Annotated in this window: 15 protein-coding genes; 8 read left to right on the forward strand and 7 right to left on the reverse strand. The window is 71.7% G+C overall.

Annotation, left to right across the window (positions count from 1 at the left end):
* Positions 1–3 precede the first annotated feature (3 nt).
* The 4 genes from IF78_RS0118415 to rsmH all read right to left on the reverse strand — a co-directional run bounded on the left by IF78_RS0118415 (position 4) and on the right by rsmH (position 5,252).
* Positions 4–1,530 carry a UDP-N-acetylmuramoyl-L-alanyl-D-glutamate--2,6-diaminopimelate ligase gene (locus IF78_RS0118415; RefSeq protein ID WP_031483347.1) on the reverse strand — a complete coding sequence of 509 codons (1,527 nt, stop codon included), beginning with the start codon at positions 1,528–1,530 and terminating at the stop codon, positions 4–6.
* A 172-nt stretch (positions 1,531–1,702) separates the two neighbouring features.
* Positions 1,703–3,664: a peptidoglycan D,D-transpeptidase FtsI family protein gene (locus tag IF78_RS0118420; protein WP_280514409.1), complete on the reverse strand. Its 1,962-nt coding sequence runs from the start codon at positions 3,662–3,664 to the stop codon at positions 1,703–1,705.
* Between the two features lie 5 nt (positions 3,665–3,669).
* Positions 3,670–4,257, reverse strand: coding sequence for a cell division protein FtsL (gene ftsL, locus IF78_RS0118425; RefSeq protein WP_031483345.1), 588 nt, complete (start codon positions 4,255–4,257; stop codon positions 3,670–3,672).
* 38 nt (positions 4,258–4,295) lie between these two features.
* A complete protein-coding gene (rsmH, locus tag IF78_RS0118430; protein WP_078662492.1) occupies positions 4,296–5,252 on the reverse strand; it encodes a 16S rRNA (cytosine(1402)-N(4))-methyltransferase RsmH in 957 nt (318 codons plus the stop codon).
* Between the two features lie 420 nt (positions 5,253–5,672).
* On the opposite strand from rsmH, the gene IF78_RS0118435 reads away from it, so the two are divergent.
* From IF78_RS0118435 to IF78_RS0118450, 4 genes are all read left to right on the forward strand, one after another.
* Positions 5,673–6,221 carry a beta-class carbonic anhydrase gene (locus IF78_RS0118435; RefSeq protein WP_031483343.1) on the forward strand — a complete coding sequence of 183 codons (549 nt, stop codon included), beginning with the start codon at positions 5,673–5,675 and terminating at the stop codon, positions 6,219–6,221.
* Between the two features lie 237 nt (positions 6,222–6,458).
* On the forward strand, positions 6,459–7,499 hold the full coding sequence (locus tag IF78_RS0118440; RefSeq protein ID WP_031483342.1) for an AAA family ATPase: 1,041 nt from the start codon (positions 6,459–6,461) through the stop codon (positions 7,497–7,499).
* On the forward strand, positions 7,499–8,872 hold the full coding sequence (locus IF78_RS0118445; RefSeq protein WP_031483341.1) for a DUF58 domain-containing protein: 1,374 nt from the start codon (positions 7,499–7,501) through the stop codon (positions 8,870–8,872). Before IF78_RS0118440 ends, IF78_RS0118445 begins: the two co-directional genes overlap by 1 nt.
* Positions 8,869–11,256 carry a transglutaminase TgpA family protein gene (locus IF78_RS0118450; protein ID WP_031483340.1) on the forward strand — a complete coding sequence of 796 codons (2,388 nt, stop codon included), beginning with the start codon at positions 8,869–8,871 and terminating at the stop codon, positions 11,254–11,256. Before IF78_RS0118445 ends, IF78_RS0118450 begins: the two co-directional genes overlap by 4 nt.
* A 259-nt stretch (positions 11,257–11,515) precedes the next feature.
* Here the strand turns inward: IF78_RS0118450 and IF78_RS0118455 are convergent, their stop codons facing one another.
* The 3 genes from IF78_RS0118455 to IF78_RS0118465 all read right to left on the reverse strand — a co-directional run bounded on the left by IF78_RS0118455 (position 11,516) and on the right by IF78_RS0118465 (position 13,967).
* Positions 11,516–11,908, reverse strand: a complete 393-nt coding sequence (locus IF78_RS0118455; RefSeq protein WP_031483339.1) for a DUF3040 domain-containing protein — start codon at positions 11,906–11,908, stop codon at positions 11,516–11,518.
* 290 nt (positions 11,909–12,198) lie between these two features.
* Positions 12,199–13,026 (reverse strand): class I SAM-dependent methyltransferase, encoded by an 828-nt coding sequence (locus IF78_RS0118460; RefSeq protein WP_078662493.1) that lies wholly within the window; start codon positions 13,024–13,026, stop codon positions 12,199–12,201.
* Between the two features lie 368 nt (positions 13,027–13,394).
* Positions 13,395–13,967 (reverse strand): SAV_6107 family HEPN domain-containing protein, encoded by a 573-nt coding sequence (locus IF78_RS0118465; RefSeq protein ID WP_031483337.1) that lies wholly within the window; start codon positions 13,965–13,967, stop codon positions 13,395–13,397.
* A 168-nt stretch (positions 13,968–14,135) separates the two neighbouring features.
* On the opposite strand from IF78_RS0118465, the gene IF78_RS0118470 reads away from it, so the two are divergent.
* The 4 genes from IF78_RS0118470 (at position 14,136) to IF78_RS0118485 (ending at position 18,730) form a co-directional block, all read left to right on the forward strand.
* Complete coding sequence (locus IF78_RS0118470; protein ID WP_031483336.1) at positions 14,136–15,002, forward strand: ATP-binding cassette domain-containing protein; 867 nt, start codon at positions 14,136–14,138, stop codon at positions 15,000–15,002.
* The gene (locus IF78_RS0118475; protein WP_031483335.1) at positions 14,974–17,058 is read left to right on the forward strand and encodes a YhgE/Pip family protein; all 2,085 of its coding nucleotides are present in this window, start codon (positions 14,974–14,976) and stop codon (positions 17,056–17,058) included. Before IF78_RS0118470 ends, IF78_RS0118475 begins: the two co-directional genes overlap by 29 nt.
* A 23-nt stretch (positions 17,059–17,081) precedes the next feature.
* Positions 17,082–17,711 (forward strand): TetR/AcrR family transcriptional regulator, encoded by a 630-nt coding sequence (locus IF78_RS0118480; protein ID WP_031483334.1) that lies wholly within the window; start codon positions 17,082–17,084, stop codon positions 17,709–17,711.
* Between the two features lie 404 nt (positions 17,712–18,115).
* Positions 18,116–18,730, forward strand: coding sequence for a DUF4126 domain-containing protein (locus tag IF78_RS0118485; RefSeq protein WP_031483333.1), 615 nt, complete (start codon positions 18,116–18,118; stop codon positions 18,728–18,730).
* The last annotated feature ends 15 nt before the right edge of the window (positions 18,731–18,745 follow it).

Genomic DNA, 18,745 nt, shown 5'->3' on the forward strand with positions numbered 1-18,745 from the left:
AGTTCATCCCTGGGTCTTCTGGATAGCTTCGCGAAGCACCTGGCGGTCGTCGAAGGGACGGACCACTCCGGCGATGTCCTGGCCCTGCTCGTGGCCCTTGCCCGCGACCAGCACGGTGTCGCCGGGCTCGGCGCGGGCGACGGCCGCGGCGATCGCGGCGGCCCGGTCCTCGAAGACCTGGACCTCGCCACGCTCGTGTACTGGCACGGACGCCGCGCCCTGGAGCATGGTTGCGAGAATCGCCAGGGGGTCTTCGGAGCGGGGGTTGTCGGAGGTCAGTACGGCGGTGTCGGCGAGCCGGGCCGCGGCGGCGCCCATCGGCGCGCGCTTGGTCTGGTCCCGGTCTCCGCCGCAGCCGAGCACGACGTGCAGCCTGCCCTCGGTGACCTTGCGGAGCGCCTTGAGCACCGATTCGACGGCGTCGGTCTTGTGGGCGTAGTCCACGACCGCGAGATACGGCTGCCCGGCGTCCACGCGCTCGAGCCGGCCCGGCACGCCGGGCACGGCGGCGATGCCGTCGGCGGCGGCCTGGGCGTCGAGGCCGGCGGCGGCCAGGGCGGTGATGGCGGCGAGGGTGTTCGCCACGTTGAAGGGGCCCGCGATCGGCGACCGGGCGGCGATCCGATCGCCCTTGGGACCGATCACCGTGAACGTCGAGTCCATGGGGCCGATCTCGACGTCCTCGGCGCGCCAGTCGGCGTCGGGGTGCCCCTCGGCGGAGAAGGTGACGACCGGGACGGTGGCTTCCTTGGCGAGCCTGCGGCCGTACTCGTCGTCGAGGTTGACGACGCCGAGTTTGCTGCGTTTCGGGGTGAACAGCTGCGCCTTGGCCCGGAAGTAGTCCTCCATGTCGGAGTGGAACTCCATGTGTTCCGGGCTGAGGTTGGTGAAGACGGCGATGTCGAAGACGCAGCCGTCGACCCGGCCGAGGACCAGGGCGTGGCTGGAGACCTCCATGGCGACCGCCTCGACACCGCGTTCGCGCATGACGGCGAAGAGGGCCTGCAGATCGGTGGCTTCGGGGGTGGTGCGCTCGGACTTGATGCGCTCGTCGCCGACACGCATCTCGACCGTGCCGATGAGTCCGGTGGCGCGGGCGCTCTTGAGGCCGCCCTCGACGAGGTACGCGGTGGTGGTCTTGCCGGACGTGCCGGTGATGCCGATCTGCAGCAGGTCGTGACCGGGGTGGCCGTAGATCGTCGCCGCGAGTTCGCCCATCCGGCCGCGCGGGTCCTCCACGACCAGGACCGGCAGTCCGGTCTCGGCGGCGCGCCCGGCGCCGGTCGGGTCGGTCAGCACGGCGGCCGCGCCGAGGCCGGCGGCCTGCGTGACGAAGTCGGCGCCGTGCAGGCGGGCGCCCGGGAGGGCGGCGTACAGGTCGCCGGGCCGGACGGCGCGCGAGTCATGGGTGATGCCCGTGACCTCGGCGGCGCCTTTCGTCTCCGGCGCGGGGACACCCAGCTGATCGGCGAGTTCCGCGAGGGGTGTGGCGGAGACCTGCGCCGGCCTGGGCGGTCCCGGATATGTCACGGGATGCGCCTTCTGGGTGGTTTGGGACTGATCAGCGTGTGGCACGGCGGTGAGCGTACCCGGCGCACCGGCTTCGGAGCGAAGTGAGGGGCGGGGCGTGCTCTGGTTCCCGGGGTCGGGAGTGATCGTTGTCACGAGGTGGTTCCTGGGTGCTCGGTGCTGATCAGGGTGGTCAGGGTTTGAAGCTGACCGGGAGCTTCGCGGGCCTGGCTCCGGTCGGCGGGACCTGGAGGGTCTTCAGCGCGAACTCCATGACCTTCTTGTAGATGGGTCCGCAGATCTGGCCGCCGAAGTAGTTGCCGGCGGTGGCGTTCTGGATCGCGCAGTAGACCGTGATGCGGGGCTTGTCGGCAGGCGCGAAGCCGGCGAACGACGACGTGTAGCCGCGGTACCTGCCGGTGGCCGGATCCACACGGTTCGCCGTACCCGTCTTGCCCGCGACCCGGTAGCCGGGGATGCGCGCCTTGGTGCCGGTGCCCTCCCTGTCGTCCACGACCGACTCCAGCATCTGGGCGAGGGTCTTCGCCGTCTTGGCGCTGATCACCCTGGTCTTCTTGGGCTTCGGGGCGGGGGTGAACTGCCCGTCGGGTCCCTTGGTGCCGCGCACGAGCGTGGGCTCGACGCGTACGCCGCCGTTAGCGACCGTCGAATAGACGGAGGCCGCCTGCATCGCGTTGATGGACACACCCTGGCCGAAAGGAATCGTGTACTGCTGCGAAGTCGACCAGGTGCCCGGGGCGGCGAGGATGCCCGGGGTCTCGCCCGGGAAGCCGAGCCCGGTGGCGCTGCCGAAGCCGAACTTGCGCAGGTAGTCGTAGAGGATCCGGTTGGACTGCTTCTGCGTCTTGCCCAGTTGGCCGGTGGCCAGGATGGTGCCGATGTTGCTGGACTTGGCGAGGACGCCGTTGAGCGTCAGGTACCAGGTCGGGTGGTCGATGTCGTCCTTGAAGAGCCGGTCGCCGCGGTGCAGCCGGTTGGGCACCACGACATTCGTACCGGGTGTGGCCACACCCTCCTCCAGTACGGCGGCCATCGAGATGACCTTCGCGGTGGAGCCGGGCTCGTAGGCGTCCTGGACGGCCGCGTTGCCCAGGTTCGCGGCGCTGGCCTGGGAGAGGTTGTTCGGGTCGAAGCCGGGCGAGTTGGCCATGGCGAGGACCTCGCCGGTCTGCGTGTCCTGGACGATCACATAGCCGCGGTCCGCCTGGGACTTCGCCACCTGCTCGCTGATCGCGTTCTGCGCGGCCCACTGGATGTCGCGGTCGATGGTGAGCTCGACCTCGCTGCCGGGCACGGCGGGTGTCTCGGTGGAGTTCACGGTGGGCACCTGGCGGCCGCCGGACTGGGCGTAGCGGATCTCGCCGTTCTTGCCGGACAGTTCCTTGTTCAGCTGCTGCTCGACACCGCCGCCGCCCTTGCCGTCGGCGTTGACCCAGCCCAGTATCCCGGCGGCGAGGTCGCCGTTCGGGTACACGCGCTTGCTGCTGGCGACCGAGAGGACGCCCGCGAGGACGTTGACCGTGCTCTTGTCCTTCTCCGCCTTGGTGGCCAGCGCGTTCTTCAGGTCCTTGATCTGCTTCCAGACCTGCGGGGTCTGGCGGCTCGCCAGCAGGGTGTAGCGCAGGTTCTTGTTCTCGGGCCGGAGCTTCTTGACGATCGCGGCCTGGTCCTGGCCGAGAATCGGCGCGAGGAGGGCGGCCGCCTGCTCGGGGCCGTCGCCGATCTTCAGCTGCTCGCGGCTGAACAGCGTGGGGTCGGCCGTGATGTCGTACGCGTCCACGCTGGTCGCCAGCGCCACGCCGTTGCGGTCGGTGATGGCGCCGCGCTCCGCGGCCAGGGTGTAGCCGACGTACCGGTTCTTCTCGGCCTTGGCGGCGTACGTGGCCGCGTCGACGCCCTGCACCTGGAGCAGCCGTACGACGAACGCGAGCAGGACGAGGGTCAGGGCCAGGCTCACCATGCGCAGCCGGGGGCGTGGGCTGCCGAGCCGGATGATGCGGGGGCCCGGGCCGCGGGACGGTGCCGGGCGGCGGGCCGGGCGGGCACCGGGGCCCGGACGCCGTTGGGTGCCGCCGGAGCGGGCGGGCTTCGCGGGCCCGGGCACGCGACGGCGGGGCGCTTCCCTGTCGGACACTTCCGTCACCTGCCGGGGGTCGGATACGTCGAGAACGGGGTGGGCTGCTGGGCTGGGGGCGCGTACTGGGGCGTGGTGGGGGCGGCCTCGGGGGACGCGTACTGGGGCGCGGTGGGGGCGGTCCCGGCGAACGGCGTGGGGGTCGCGCCGACCGTCGGCGGCATCGTGGGCTCGCTGACGAGGGCCTCCGGGGCGAGGATCAGCGGCATGTACGCGGAGGTCCGGTCGGCGGGGGCGGGGCTCGGTACGCCCTTGACCGTGCCGTCCGGGTCGAGGAAGGCGGGGTCGCCGCCGGGGACCATGCCGAGTTCGTGGGCGCGGCGCTGGAGGGCGTCGGGGGCGGAGTAGGCGTCGATGTCCCGCTGGAGGGACTGCTCCTCGTCGGTGAGGGCCTTGGTGTCCCTCTTCAGGTCGTCGAGCCTGAAAGCGCCTTCGCTGAGGGCGGAGTTCAGGACGAGAAGCCCGATGAGGCCGCCGCCGAGGAGCAGGACGACGAGGAGGACGAAGGGGGTGCGGGCGGCCCGTGCGCGCCCTGCGGGAATGAGTCGCGCGAGCCGGGCGGCACGCCCCCTCAGTTCGGGTTTCCTACTCACTCAGCCTCCCCCGGGTCCGGTTCTCCAACTCACGCCCCTCATTCGATGGACTCCCTGATGCGCTCGACCCCGCGCAGGCGCGCTGGTGCCGCGCGCCGGTTCTCGGCGACCTCTTCCTCGGTGGGAAGTTCGGCACCGCGCGTCAGCAGCTTGAGCCGGGGCTGGTAGCGCTCTGGGACGACGGGCAGCCCCGGCGGGGCGGTGCTGGCGGCGCCGGCCGCGAACACCTGCTTGACCAGCCGGTCCTCCAGCGAGTGGTACGACAGGACGGCGATCCGCCCGCCGACGTCGAGGGCCTCCACGGCGGCCGGGATCGCCCGCTCCAGGACGGAGAGCTCGCCGTTGACCTCGATGCGCAGCGCCTGGAAGGTGCGCTTGGCCGGGTTGCCGCCGGTGCGCTTGGCGGCCTGCGGAAGGGCGTCGCGGATCAGCTCCACGAGCCGGGCGCTGTTGCTGAACGGCTCCTTCTCCCGCTCGCGCACGATCGCGGCCACGATCCGCTTGGCCTGCTTCTCCTCGCCGTACGCGCGCAGGATCCGGACCAGCTCGCCGGCCGGGTAGGTGTTGAGGACCTCCGCGGCGCTGATGCCGGTCGTCTGGTCCATGCGCATGTCCAGGGGGGCGTCCTGGGCGTAGGCGAAGCCGCGGTCGGCCTCGTCGAGCTGCATGGAGGACACGCCCAGGTCGAACAGGACTCCCTGCACGCGCGCGATGCCCAGCCTGTCCAGGACGTCCGGGAGCTCGTCGTAGACGGCGTGCACGAGGGTCGCGCGCTCGCCGTACGGCGCGAGCCGCTCGCCGGACAGGCGCAGGGCCTCCTTGTCCCGGTCGAGGGCGACGAGCCGCGCCTCGGGGAACCGCGCCAGGAGAGCCTCGCTGTGGCCGCCGAGCCCGAGCGTGCAGTCGACGACCACCGCTCCCGGCCGCTGCAGGGCGGGGGCCAACAGGTCCAGGCACCGCTGGAGCATCACCGGGACATGTCGACTCTGGCTCAAGGGGCCCTCTCAGATCCGGCAGGCCGTACGCACCGCCGGGTCCCCGCCCGCTCGTGAAGGGGAGGCCTGCCGGCGCCGAGAGCGTCAGCCGACCGGGAGCGGGAGGAGGCCGAGCCGTACGTACGCGCCGCGCACGCGGGGAGATCTCCGGAAAATCGCCGGGGTCTCCGGGAAAATCAGTCCAGCAGGGAGAGCCGCCCCTCCCGCTTCGCGTCACTTTAGTCCACCGTGTCGCGCGGTCAATCAACCGGCCTGCGCGTCGCGCTCAGGAGCGATCCTGAAGCGACAAGCAGGGGGAAATCACCCGCACGGCAACCTCCGCCTCACCCTTGTGGGTTACCTCACAGTGAGCGCGTGATAACGCTCTTTTTCCCTTCTCACAACAGGACCGGAAACGCCGTGACCAGTACCGTCATGGGTATGACGACTTCTGCATCGGTTCCCGCAGGTCCCGAGGGCGCCATAGCCCCCCGCGGCACGGTCACGGACCGTCTCGTGGAAGCCAACGAGCGATACGCGGCCGCGTTCACCGACCCCGGAATGGACGCCCGTCCCGTGCTTCACGTCGCCATCGTGGCCTGCATGGACGCCCGTCTCGACCTGCACGCCGCGCTCGGGCTGGAACTCGGCGACTGTCACACCATCCGCAACGCGGGCGGCGTTGTCACCGACGACGTGATCCGCTCCCTCACCATCAGCCAGCGCAAGCTCGGCACCCGCAGCATCGTCCTGATCCACCACACCGGCTGCGGTCTGGAGGCGATCACCGAGGACTTCCGCACCGAACTGGAGATGGAGGTCGGCCAGCGGCCCGCCTGGGCGGTGGAGGCCTTCCGGGACGTGGACCAGGACGTACGGCAGTCGATGCAGCGCGTGCGCACCTCGCCGTTCCTGCTGCACACCGACGACGTGCGGGGCTTCGTGTTCGACGTGAAGACGGGTCTGCTGCGCGAGATCGACCCCGCGTGACCATCCGCCACACCTGTCGTTTCGCTGTCAATTTGGGCTCGGGCGTGCCCAAAAGGCCGTAAGACCCGACATATCGCAGGCAGTTGTCCACAGGCGAGTGACACGAATCGGTAACGGCAGCAAGAATGCGGGTGTGGCAACACGCGGAACTTTTCACGCGTGGTGTCCGTGTTCCAGGGGTGGACCGGTCCGCGTCGTAGAGCGTCGGCCCGGAAAGAACGGGCCGAGGAGGGCCGGGTGACGACCTATGACGATCGAGCGAGCCTCACTGATCTGACCGCCACTGTGGAGCGTGTCCGCAGTTCGGTGGAGGGTGTGATCGAGGGCAAGCCGGAGGTCGTACGGCTTTCGCTGACCGTACTGCTCGCCGAGGGGCATCTTCTGATCGAGGATGTGCCCGGTGTGGGCAAGACGATGCTCGCGAAAGCGCTGGCGCGGTCCATCGACTGTTCGGTGCGGCGTATCCAGTTCACGCCCGACCTGCTGCCGTCCGACATCACGGGCGTGTCCATCTGGGACCAGCAGCGCAAGGACTTCGAGTTCAAGCCCGGCGCGATCTTCGCCCAGATCGTGATCGGCGACGAGATCAACCGCGCCTCGCCGAAGACGCAGTCCGCGCTCCTGGAGTCCATGGAGGAGCGCCAGGTCACGATCGACGGGCAGACCTACGAGCTGCCGAGCCCCTTCATGGTGGTGGCCACGCAGAACCCGGTCGAGATGGAGGGCACCTACCCGCTGCCCGAGGCCCAGCGCGACCGCTTCATGGCCCGCGTCTCCGTCGGCTATCCCAGCGTGGAGGCCGAGCTGCAGATGCTGGACGTGCACGGCGGCGTCTCGCCGCTGGAGGACCTGCAGCCGGTGGCGCACGCGCACGACGTGGTGAAGCTGATCGACGCCGTGCGCGGGGTCCATGTCGCCGAGCCGGTCCGCCGGTACGCGGTCGACCTGGTCGCCGCCACGCGTACCCACCCCGACCTCAGACTCGGCGCCTCCCCGCGCGCGACGCTGCACCTGCTGCGCGCGGCGAAGGCGTCCGCTGCCCTGAGCGGCCGGGAGTACGCGCTGCCGGACGACGTGCAGGCCCTCGCCGTGGCCGTCCTGGCCCACCGCCTGCTGCCCACCGCGCAGGCCCAGCTGAACCGCCGTACGGCCGAGCAGGTCGTCCAGGAGATCCTGCAGCGCACACCGGTGCCCGCCGCGCCGCAGCAGCAGAGCGGCTTCGGGGGCCTCGGTCACGGCACTCCGGCGTACGGCCAGCAGCCGCCGCGGAGGCTGTGATGACCTCCGGCAGTACGGGCCAGGCCGAGGCGGACCGCGGCGAGAAGGGCGGCATCCGCACCGCGCTGGCCGGTCTGACCACGCGCGGCCGCTCGTTCCTGGCCGCCGGCGTCGCGGCCGCCGTCTGCGCCTACGTCCTCGGCCAGAGCGACCTGCTGCGCGTCGGGCTGCTGCTCGCCGTGCTGCCGCTGGTCTGCGCGACCGTGCTGTACCGCACCCGCTACCGGGTCGCGGGCAGCCGCCGGCTCTCCCCCGCGCGCGTGCCCGCGGGCAGCGAGGCCCGGGTGCACCTGCGGATGGACAACGTCTCCCGGCTGCCCACGGGCCTGCTGATGCTCCAGGACCGGGTGCCGTACGTGCTCGGGCCGCGGCCCCGCTTCGTGCTGGACCGGGTGGAGCCGGGCGGCAGCCGCGAGGTGTCCTACCGCGTCCGCTCCGACCTGCGCGGCCGCTATCCGCTGGGCCCGTTGCAGCTGCGCCTGACCGACCCGTTCGGCATGTGCGAACTGACCCGGTCCTTCTCTACGTACGACACCCTGACGGTCATCCCGCGCGTGGAGCCGCTGCCACCGGTCCGCTTCAGCGGCGAGGCGAAGGGGTACGGCGACGGACGGCAGCGCTCGCTCGCGTTGGCCGGCGAGGACGACGTGATCCCGCGCGGGTACCGCTACGGCGACGACCTGCGGCGCGTGCACTGGCGCTCCACCGCGCGCTACGGCGAGCTGATGGTGCGCCGCGAGGAGCAGCCGCAGCGCGCGCGCTGCACGGTGCTGCTGGACACCCGAGGCCCGGCCTTCCAGGGCGCGGGCCCCGACTCGGCCTTCGAGTGGGCCGTCTCGGGCGCCGCGTCCGTGCTGGTCCACATGCTGGAGCGGGGTTTTTCGGTACGCCTGCTGACCGACACCGGCAGCTCGGTACCCGGCGAGGGTGCCGACGGGTTCGCGGGCGCGAGCCAGGAGTCGGCGGACGCGGCCGGGCTGATGATGGACACCCTCGCGGTGATCGACCACTCCGACGGTACGGGGCTGTCGCGGGCGTACGACGTGCTGCGCGGCGGCAACGAAGGGCTGCTGGTCGCCTTCTTCGGCGACCTCGACGAGGAGCAGGCGACGGTGGCCGCCAAGATGCGGCAGCGCAGCGGAGGCGCGGTGGCCTTCGTGCTGGACAGCGCGGCCTGGGTGCGGGAACCGAGCGATGTGGCCGGTCCGTTGGACAGGAGCGAGGAGCGGCTGCGGATGCTGCGGGAGGCGGGCTGGACGGCCCTGAGCGTGCCGCGGGGCGCTTCGCCGGCCGAGCTGTGGCGGCAGGCGGACCGAGCGCGTACGGACGCCGCCGCGACCAGCGGCGCACGGGGCGAGGGGGGAGCGGCATGAGCGGGCGGACACGGATGGCGCTGAGCGCCGCGGCGGCCACTCTGCTGGCATCGTGCGCCCTGCTGCCGCTGGTGTCCCCGGTCACCTGGCTCCTCCAGGCGATCTTCCTGCTGGCGATCCAGACCAGCGTGGGCATGGCGACCCGGCGGGTGCCACTGGCCCGGCCGCTGACGGTGGCGGCGCAGGCCCTCGTCGCCCTGATGCTGCTGACCCTGACGTTCGCCAACCAGCAGGCGATCCTCGGGGTGATCCCCGGCCCGGAGGCCTTCGGCCACTTCGCCGACCTGTTGCGGGCCGGCGCGGACGACGTCAGCCGGTACTCGATCCCGGCGCCGCTGTCCGACGGCATCCGGCTGATGCTGATCGGCGGTGTCCTGATCATCGGCCTCGCGGTGGACACCCTCGCGGTGACCTTCCGCAGCGCGGCCCCGGCCGGGCTGCCGCTGCTGGCGCTGTACTCCGTGGCCGCGGGGCTGTCCGACGGCGGCGCGGACTGGCTGTGGTTCCTGGTCGCCGCCGCGGGCTATCTGATGCTGCTGCTGGCCGAGGGACGCGACCGGCTCTCGCAGTGGGGGCGGGTCTTCGGCGGGGCGCCACGGACGCCGGGCGGGGAGCCGAGCGGCGCGGTGGCCCCGGTCCGCACCGGGCGGCGCATCGGCATGGTCGCGCTGGGCATCGCCCTGGTGGTGCCCCTCGCCCTGCCGGCCATGAACGGCGGCCTGCTGGACGCGGCCGGTACGGGCGTCGGCTCGGGCAGCGGGAGCGGGGGCACGATCTCCGCCGTGAACCCGCTGGTGTCGCTGCGCGACAGCCTGAACGTGGACGAGGACCGCGAGGTGCTGTCCCTGAAGACCAACACGGACGATCTCTCCAACCTCTATCTGCGGATCGTCTCCCTGGACGACTTCGACGGCACCACTTGGCAGCCGTCGAAGCGCAGCATCCAGGCGGTGCCGGGCCAGTTCCCCACTCCTATCGGCCTCGGCCCCGATGTCCGGCGCGCGGAGGTCGAGACGACGATCTCGGCCGCGGACTGGTACGCCCAGAACTGGCTGCCGATGCCCTACCCGCCGAGCGGCGTGAACATCGACGGCAACTGGCGGTACGAGCCGCTGGGCATGACGGTCGTCGGGGACCGCCGCCAGACCACGCGCGGGGTGACGTACACCGTGCGCAGTCTCGATGTGCGGCCGACGGCGGATCAGCTCGCGAACGCCCCGGAGCCGTCCGCCGCGCTGAAGCGCGAGTTCACCGAGCTGCCCGGCTCACTGCCCGCCGTGGTCGCCCGGACCGCGCGCCAGGTGACCGAGGGCGCGACCAGCCATTACGAGCAGGCGGTCAAGCTGCAGGAGTACTTCGCCGTGACGGGCGGGTTCCAGTACGACACCAACGTCAAGGTGGGCAGCGGTCGGCAGGCGATCGCCCGCTTCCTGAAGGACAAGCAGGGCTTCTGCGTCCACTTCTCCTTCGCGATGGCGGCGATGGCCCGCTCGCTGGACATACCGGCCCGGGTCGCGGTGGGCTTCGCCCCCGGCACCCCGCAGGGCGACAGCTCGGTCTCGGTGGGGCTGAAGGACGCACACGCCTGGCCCGAGCTGTACTTCGAGGGCGTGGGCTGGACCCGCTTCGAGCCGACGCCGACCCGTGGTTCGGTTCCGTCGTACACCGTGACGGACACGCCCGGCTCCACGCTTCCGGATGTGGCGCGGCCCTCGCAGTCGACGAGCACGGGCCCCTCCACTTCGCCGTCGGCGAGCGAGAGCTGCGCGGGGCAGAACCCGCAGCTGTGCGCGAGCGAGTCCCCGGAGGCCGCGGTGGGCGTCGGCGGCGGCGGGCCGAGGTGGTACGTCGTCGTCCCGCTATGGATCCTGGGCGGGGCGGCGGTGCTGCTGATCCCGTTGGCGCCGATGCTGTGGCGGTTGCGGACACGAGCGGTACGGCTGGGAGGGCACGGCCGCACGGCGGCGGATGTATCGCTCCACACGCTGGCGGTCTGGCAAGAACTCACGGACAGCGCCTGGGACTTCGGCATTCCCCCGGACGACTCCCAGACGCCCCGCAAGGCCGCCGCCCGCATCGTCCGCCTGGGTCACCTCGACCCACCGGCCGCTGCCTCGGTCCACCGAGTCGCCGACGCGGTAGAGCAGGTCCTGTACGCGCCCACTCCCCGACCAGTGGCCGGCCTCGCGGAGGACGTCCACCGCGTCCTCGCCAACCTCGAGTCCAAGGTCGGTTGGACCACGAACCTGCGCGCCCTGCTGGCCCCGCGCTCCAGCGTGCGGGTGGCCTGGGCCCTGTCGGACTGGTGGATCAACGTGAAGCGACGGGCCGCCGCCGCCCGGCCGACGTGGCGACGGCCGTCGACGCCCGGGCAACGGGGATGAGGGCTCGCGGCGGGCGAGGGGCTGCCTGAGGTCGTCGTCGGGCGGCGGCCGCAGCAGCTCCGCGGGGCCGAGCAGCCGGGTGGCGGCTGAGCGTGCACCGGCCTGGTGGCGAGCCCGGCGCTGACAGGGCGCGTCCCATGGGAGATGGCCCGCTTCCTCAAGCGGTATAGGGGCGGGCATACGTCAGCGGGCATACATCAGGGGGTGGCCACCAGTCCGGTGGTCACCCCCTGCGTATGTCCGGGAGCTGCTCGTCGAGCTAATGGCCGCCCTGCTCGTCGCGACGGCGCTGCCAGCGTTCTTCGATGCGGTCCATCATGGAGCGCTTCTGACGTTGCTGACGGCGGGCGTGCGGGCCACCGGCGGGCTGTTCGCCCGGCTTGGGGGCCTTGCGCCAACCGGTCACAGCGAGTACCGCACAGCCGAGCATGACGAGGAAGCCCACCACGCTGAGCCAGACCTGCTTGGCGACCATTCCAGCCATGAGGAGCGCGATACCTACGAGGAAGCCCGCGACCGCCTGGTAGACCCGTCGCCGGGTGTACGTACGCAGCCCGCTTCCCTCAAGCGCTGTCGCGAACTTGGGATCTTCGGCGTACAGCGCTCGCTCCATTTGCTCGAGCATTCGCTGCTCGTGCTCCGAGAGCGGCACGGAGTCCTCCTCATCGTGCAGTCGCCGGGGCGACCCGGGGGGTCCCTTCAGGATAGGCAGGGAATCGCCCCCGTGAAACCCGCCCCTCTACGCCAATTGGCCAACCGGGCTCCGGCATGGACATTCCGGCTCGCTGAGATCTTCATTCCCCAGCAGCCGACCCGTCATGCCGGAACGGTCTCCCTCGATCATACGGCGACGAGCGCCCGATCGGGGGGCCTGTGGCGTACTCCATGTGCAGCCAAGTCCCTGATCAAGGCACACGCCTGCGGCCCGCTCACAGCGGGGTCTCAGGCCCCCGCGGTCTCCCGCGTCTCGCCGAGCACGTGCAGCTGCGTGGCCACCGAGTGGAAGGCGGGCAGCTCGGCCGCCGCTTCCTCCAGCTTCAGCAGCGCCTCCAGCGCCCCGGGCTCGGTGTCCACCAGCACACCCGGGACCAGGTCGGCGAAGACCCGCACCCCGTGCACGGCACCGACCCGGAGGCCGGCCCCTTCGACCAGCTCGGTGAGCTGCTGGGTGGTGAACCGACGCGGCACCGGGTCGCCCTCGCCCCAGCGGCCGTCCGGGTCCTCCAGGGCCTGCTTGGCCTCCTTGAAGTGACCGGCGAGGGCCCGTGCCAGCACCGCACCGCCCAGTCCGGCGGCGAGCAGGCTGAGCACGCCCTCGGCACGCAGGGCGGCGACCGCGTTGCGGACGCCCTCGGCGGGGTCGTCGACGTATTCCAGGACGCCGTGGCACAGCACGACGTCGTACCCGCCGCGCTCGACCACGTCGAAGAGGCCGTGGGCGTCGCCCTGGACGCCGTGCACCCGGTCGGCGACATCGGCCTCGGCGGCGCGCCGCTCCAGGGCGAAGAGTGCGTTCGGACTGGGGTCGACGACGGTGACGCGGTGACCGAGGCGAGCGAGCGGCACGGCGAAGTTGCCGCTGCCGCCTCCGGTGTCGAGGACGTCCAGCGCCTGACGCCCCGTCGCCTTGACCCGGCGGTCCAGGGCGTCCTGGAGGACCTCCCAGACCACGGCGGTACGAAGCGAGGCGCGGGGTCGAGAGGGGTCCGAGCGCAGCGACGCCGTTTGAGGGTGGCTGTGGGAGACGGGCGGGCGCATCGGGTCCGACACGGCAGGTGACTCCTCGGCACGGCACCGCCACTTGCACGGCGGAGCGAACGACTGCCTCCCCGGCGCCCGGGTCACGAGAGCAGGAAGGCTTCAGGCGCCCTCCACCCTATTGCCTACGGCGACCCACCCGGCCATCACGGTGCCACGCGACGCCACCTGTCTGTCCCGGCGGACGGCAGGGGCGGTCGGCAGGGGGTGGTCTCCGGCGCCCCGGGAGCCCGCACCGCGGCCGCGGCGGCAGGGGCCTGGGCGGCGGCCTCGGGCGCCACCGCTAACCCGCGGCGCAGAAGCCCGGCACCCCCGCCTACAGCCCTCTTCAGCCCCCGTCAGCCCTGTCAACCCGCCTCAGCTCGCGTCGGCCCCGCGTATCAGCCCGCGTCCGGCATCTCCTCCCGGTCATGCCGCGAACCGTCGGTCTCCCCCGCATCCGCGTCCGTTCGCGGCTGGGGCAGGACCGGCTGGAGTACCAGCATCCGCTCGACGAGGCGCAGGAACATCGCCACGTCACGTATCAGGTCGTCGGCGTCCCGGCGGCTGGCCGCGCCCTGGATGCCCGCCTCGGCCCTGGCGCGGCGGCGGGCGCCGGAGGCGAACAGCGCGCTCCACTCGGCGAGTTCGGGCGCTATCTCGGGGAGCACTTCCCAGGCGCTCCTGATGCGGGCGCGGCGCCTGGGCGCGGTCTCCGGGCGTCCTCGCGCGGCGAGTACGGCGGCCGCGGTGCGCAGGGCGGCAAGGTGGGCCGTGGCGTAGCGCTCGTTCGGCGTTTCCAGAACGGCGGCCTCGTCCAGTCCGGCACGGGCCTGGGCGAGCAGGTCGAGGGCGGCGGGCGGGGCCGTGGCCCGGCGGAGCACGGGGTGCACGTCGCTCGCCGGGCCGGTCAGTGAGGGGGCAGGGCCGGTGGCGCGGCGCCGACGGGCGGCGGCTGCGTGGTAGTTGGCCATGACGAACCTCCTGTCGTCTGTGTGACGGCATGCCCGATACGGGATGCCGTATGTGCCCATCGTGAGGTATGGCACTGACAATCCGTTCTGACCTGCGCCTTTGCTTCGATCGAGAGTTCGGGCTAACTTTTGCACTGACCAGTCAGTTCAAAAAATGAGGGGGCAGGGATGGGGGGAACCGTGACCGGTGCCGGCGTCACGGCCCGGGGCCTCGGCCTCGAAGGACCCCGCGGATGGGCGTTCCGTGGAGTCTCCTTCGAGGCCGGGCCCGGCTCGCTGATCACGATCGAAGGTCCGTCCGGCAGCGGCCGTACATGCCTGCTGCTCGCGCTCACCGGGCGCATGAAGGCCACCGAGGGAACCGCCGACGTGGCCGGGACCGTGCTGCCCAAGCGCATGGCGGCGGTACGGCGTGTCAGCGCCGTGGCCCATGTCCCGGGCGTGACCGACCTGGAACCGGCCCTGACCGTCGCCGAGCACCTCCACGAACGGGCGCTGCTGCAGCGGCGGTTCGGCGACTCGTTGCGCGGGCTGCTGCGGCCTCGCGCCGAGCGAAGGAGCGAGGAGCGTCTGCGGATCGACGCCGCGCTCGTGGCCGCGGGCCTCGAGCCGGCCTCCCTGCCCAAGGGCGCCCGTACGGCCGTACGCGATCTGGAGCGTATGGAGGCGCTGCGGCTGTCCATCGCGCTGGCCCTGATCGGGCGGCCCCGTCTGCTCGGCGTCGACGACACCGACCTCAAGCTCTCGGACGCCGAACGGGCCGAGGTCTGGGCGCTGTTGAGGTCGATCACCGAGGCCGGGACCACGGTCGTGGCGGTGTGCAGCGAGTCCCCCGACGGCACGCTCAAGGTGTCCACGCAGGCGACCGGGCCCCAGGAGACCGACGAGGCACCCACGTCCGAGCGAACCGACCAGCCGTCCGCCTCCCAGGAATCTCAGGAAACCCAGAAACCCACATCCCAGGAAACCCAGGCGTCCCAGGAAACCGACGGAAAGGAGGCCGCCGATGCGCTCGCCGAGGCTGGCCGCGCTTGAGCTCCGGCGCTTCGGGCGGGGGAAGCTGCCGCGTGCCGCCCTGGTCGCGCTGCTGGTGCTGCCCCTGCTGTACGGCGCCCTGTACCTGTGGTCGTTCTGGGACCCGTACGGACGTCTCGACCGCATCCCCGTGGCCCTCGTGAACGACGACAAGGGGGCGGCCGTCGAGGGGAAGAAGCTCACGGCCGGCGACGACATCACCGAAGGTCTGCGCGAGAGCGACGTCTTCGACTGGCACGAGGTGAGTGCCGCCGAGGCCGAGAAGGGTGTCGAGAACGGCACCTACTACCTGTCGCTGACCATGCCGGCCGACTTCAGTGAGCGGATCGCGTCCAGCGCGGGCGACTCGCCGGAGACGGGCGCCCTTCAGGTCCGTACGAACGACGCGAACAACTACATCGTCGGGCAGATCTCGCGAACGGTCTTCAGCGAGGTGCGCGAGGCGGCGTCCACCAAGGCGTCGCGGTCGTTCCTGGACCGGATCTTCGTGTCGTTCTCCGACATCCACGGCGCGACGGTGCAGGCCGCCAACGGCGCCGACCAGCTCGAAGGCGGCATCGACAAGGCGGAGAAGGGCTCCAAGGACCTCGCGGACGGGCTGAAGGACGCCAAGGAGGGCAGCGGCGAGCTGACCACGGGTCTGCAGCGGCTCGACAAGGGCGCGGGCGAACTGGCGGACGGCTCCAGGCGGGTCGCGGAGGGCACCCAGACGCTGGCCGACAGGGTCAACGGCATCGACCAGAAGATCGGCCCGTTCCTGGCGGACAACGAGGAGACCATCGCGGACACCGCCCGCCTGGTCGCCGACTCGTCGGGAGCGATCCGGAACAACCTCGACGACCTCGTGGAGCGGGCTCCGGCCGCCGCCAGGGGCGCGCACACGGCTGCCGACGCGCTGGCCGTCATCTACGGCGCGCGCTGCGAGGACGCCGTGGTTCCCGACCCGGCCTGCTCCGATCTGAAGAAGGCGAAGCAGTCGGCGGCGGACGTGGCGACCATCGCCGACGACCTCAACCGGCTGATCGCCGACCACGACGGCGACCTGAAGCAGCTCGACAAGAACCTCGCCACCCTCCAGAAGCAGGCCCAGGGGCTGGCCGAGCGCGCACCGCGCCTCTCCGAGGACCTCGACGACGCGGTCAGCAGGATCAACCAGCTGAACGAAGGCGCCGCCAAGGTCGCCGAGGGAGCCGTCAAGCTGCACTCGGGGATCGGCTCGGCCCAGAGCGGTGCGGTCGAACTGGATTCCGGGGTGGGCCGGTTGAAGACGGGTGCGTACGACCTCAACGGCGGCATGTACAAGCTCGTCGACGGTTCCGGGAAGCTCTCGGACGGACTGCACGACGGTGCGAAGCAGATCCCCGACTACGACAAGAACGACCGCGACCAGCGCACCGAGGTCATGGCCGACCCGGTCCAGCTCGCCTCCCGGGACCTGCACAAGGCGCCCAACTACGGCACCGGGTTCGCGCCGTACTTCATCCCACTCTCCCTGTGGGTGGGCGCGATGGTGGCGTACATGCTGATCTCGCCGATGAACCGGCGCGCGCTCGCCGCGGGCGCCTCGGCGTGGCGGATCGCGCTGGCCGGCTGGCTGCCCGTGGTGGCGATCGGGGTGCTGCAGACGGTGGCCCTGATGTCGGTGCTGCACTGGGCGATCGGGCTGGAGATGGCGCGGGCGGCCGGGACGGTGGGCTTCCTGTTCCTGGTGACGGCGTGCTTCGCGGCGATCGTGCAGTGGCTGAACGCGCGCTTCGGGGCGGCGGGCCGGATCCTCGTCCTGGCCCTGCTCATGCTGCAGTTGACGTCGGCGGGCGGCACCTACCCCGTGCAGACCAGCCCGGGCTTCTTCAACGCGCTCCATCCCTTCCTGCCGATGAGCTACGTCGTGGAGGCGCTCAGGAGGCTCATCTCGGGCGGCGGTCTGGAACCGGTGTGGCACGCGTGCGTGGTGCTCGTCGCCTTCACCGCGGGCGCGCTCGCGCTGACCGCGCTGTCGGCCCGTCGCCGCCAGGTGTGGACGCTCGACCGGCTGCACCCGGAGCTGAGCCTGTGACCGCGCGCGGGACAATCGGTGCCATGGAAAGCAGCAGCGCCCCGTCGGGCGGCAGCACGCGCCGCGAGGCCACCCGGCAGAAGCTCTACGAGGCAGCCGTCACACTCATCGCCGAACAGGGCTTCTCCGCCACGACGGTGGACGAGATCGCCGAACGGGCCGGGGTGGCGAAGGGCACGGTCTACTACAACTTCGCGAGCAAGTCCGTCCTCTTCGAGGAACTGCTGCGGCACGGAGTCGGGCTCCTCACCGCCTCCCTGCGGGAGGCGGCCGAGCAGACCGCCCGGGACGGCGGCAGCAAGGTGGACGCCCTGGACGCGATGATCCGCGCGGGGCTGGTCTTCATCGACCGCTACCCGTCCTTCACCCAGCTGTACGTCGCCGAGCTGTGGCGTACGAACCGGGCCTGGCAGTCGACGCTGATGGTGGTCCGGCAGCAGGCCGTGGCGGTCGTCGAGGGTGTGCTGCGCGAGGGCGTGGACAAGGGCGAGTTCAGCGAGGAGATCGACGTCCCGCTGACCGCCGCGGCGCTGGTCGGCATGGTCCTGGTGGCCGCTCTGGACTGGAAGTCCTTCCAACCGGAGCGCTCCCTGGACGATGTGCACGCGGCGCTGTCCCGGCTGCTGCAGGGCCGGGTGAGCGGGCGGGGCTGAGGCGGCCGGCGCGCACATGCGAAAGCGCCGGTCCAGGGTGGCCGCGTCCCCCGCGGGCCACTCTCGAACCGGCGCCTTCTCCTGCTCCCCCGTTTCCCTTCCCCCGTACTCCCCCGTTTCCCCCGTGTCCCCCGTCGGACCCCCGTTCGGTCGTTCCCCCGGGTCCCCCGGTCTCGCTCCCGCCGACGCCTGGCCGGCGGAAGGAGCGGATCCGGGGCCGCTCCGTTCCGGCGCCCCGTGTCGCCGGTGCCGGAGCCGATCCCCTTCTCCGTGCCTCCACTCTCTCGTTCACGCAGGCCGGGCCCCATCCGCGCGCGTACTCATCTCACCGACTAGGTACGCCTACTCAGACCTGCGCACTCACCCCCAGGGCCCTCCGTTGCCGACTGGTTACGATCGCGTCCGTGTCGATACTCCCTTTGGTCTTCACGAGCGGCTGGGCCAGCGGCGTCAACGCGTACGCCGTGGTGCTGCTGCTCGGCGTCTTCGGCGCCACGGGCATGAGCGACGACGTGCCCGAGGCGCTGCAACGGCCCGATGTCCTGATAGCCGCCGGCGTGCTGTTCCTCTGCGAGGCCGTCGCCGACAAGATCCCGTACGTGGACTCGGCCTGGGACGCGGTGCACACCGTGATCCGGCCGATCGCGGGCGCGGTCGTCGCGGCGCTGCTCGCCGGGCAGAGCGGCTCGTTGCCGGAGCTGGCGGCGGGCGCGGTCGGCGGCTCCACGGCGCTGGTGAGCCACCTGGTCAAGGCCGGGACGCGGATGGCGGTCAACACCTCCCCCGAGCCGTTCAGCAACATCGTGGTGAGCCTCGCCGAGGACCTCGGGGTCGCCGCGATCATCACCTTCGCGATCTTCCACCCGGTGGCGGCGTCCGTCGTCGCGGGCGGCCTGTTGCTCGCCGGGCTGTTCCTGCTTCTCTTCCTCGCCTCGCGGATCCGTCGCTTCCTGCGGCGCAGGGACCGGCGACGCGAGGAGAAACGACTCGCACAGCCGGTGGGGCGGCGGCCGGGCTGAGCTCCCGCCCCAGCC

The sequence above is a fragment of the Streptomyces bicolor genome, assembly GCF_000719285.1.
Lineage (GTDB): Bacteria > Actinomycetota > Actinomycetes > Streptomycetales > Streptomycetaceae > Streptomyces > Streptomyces bicolor.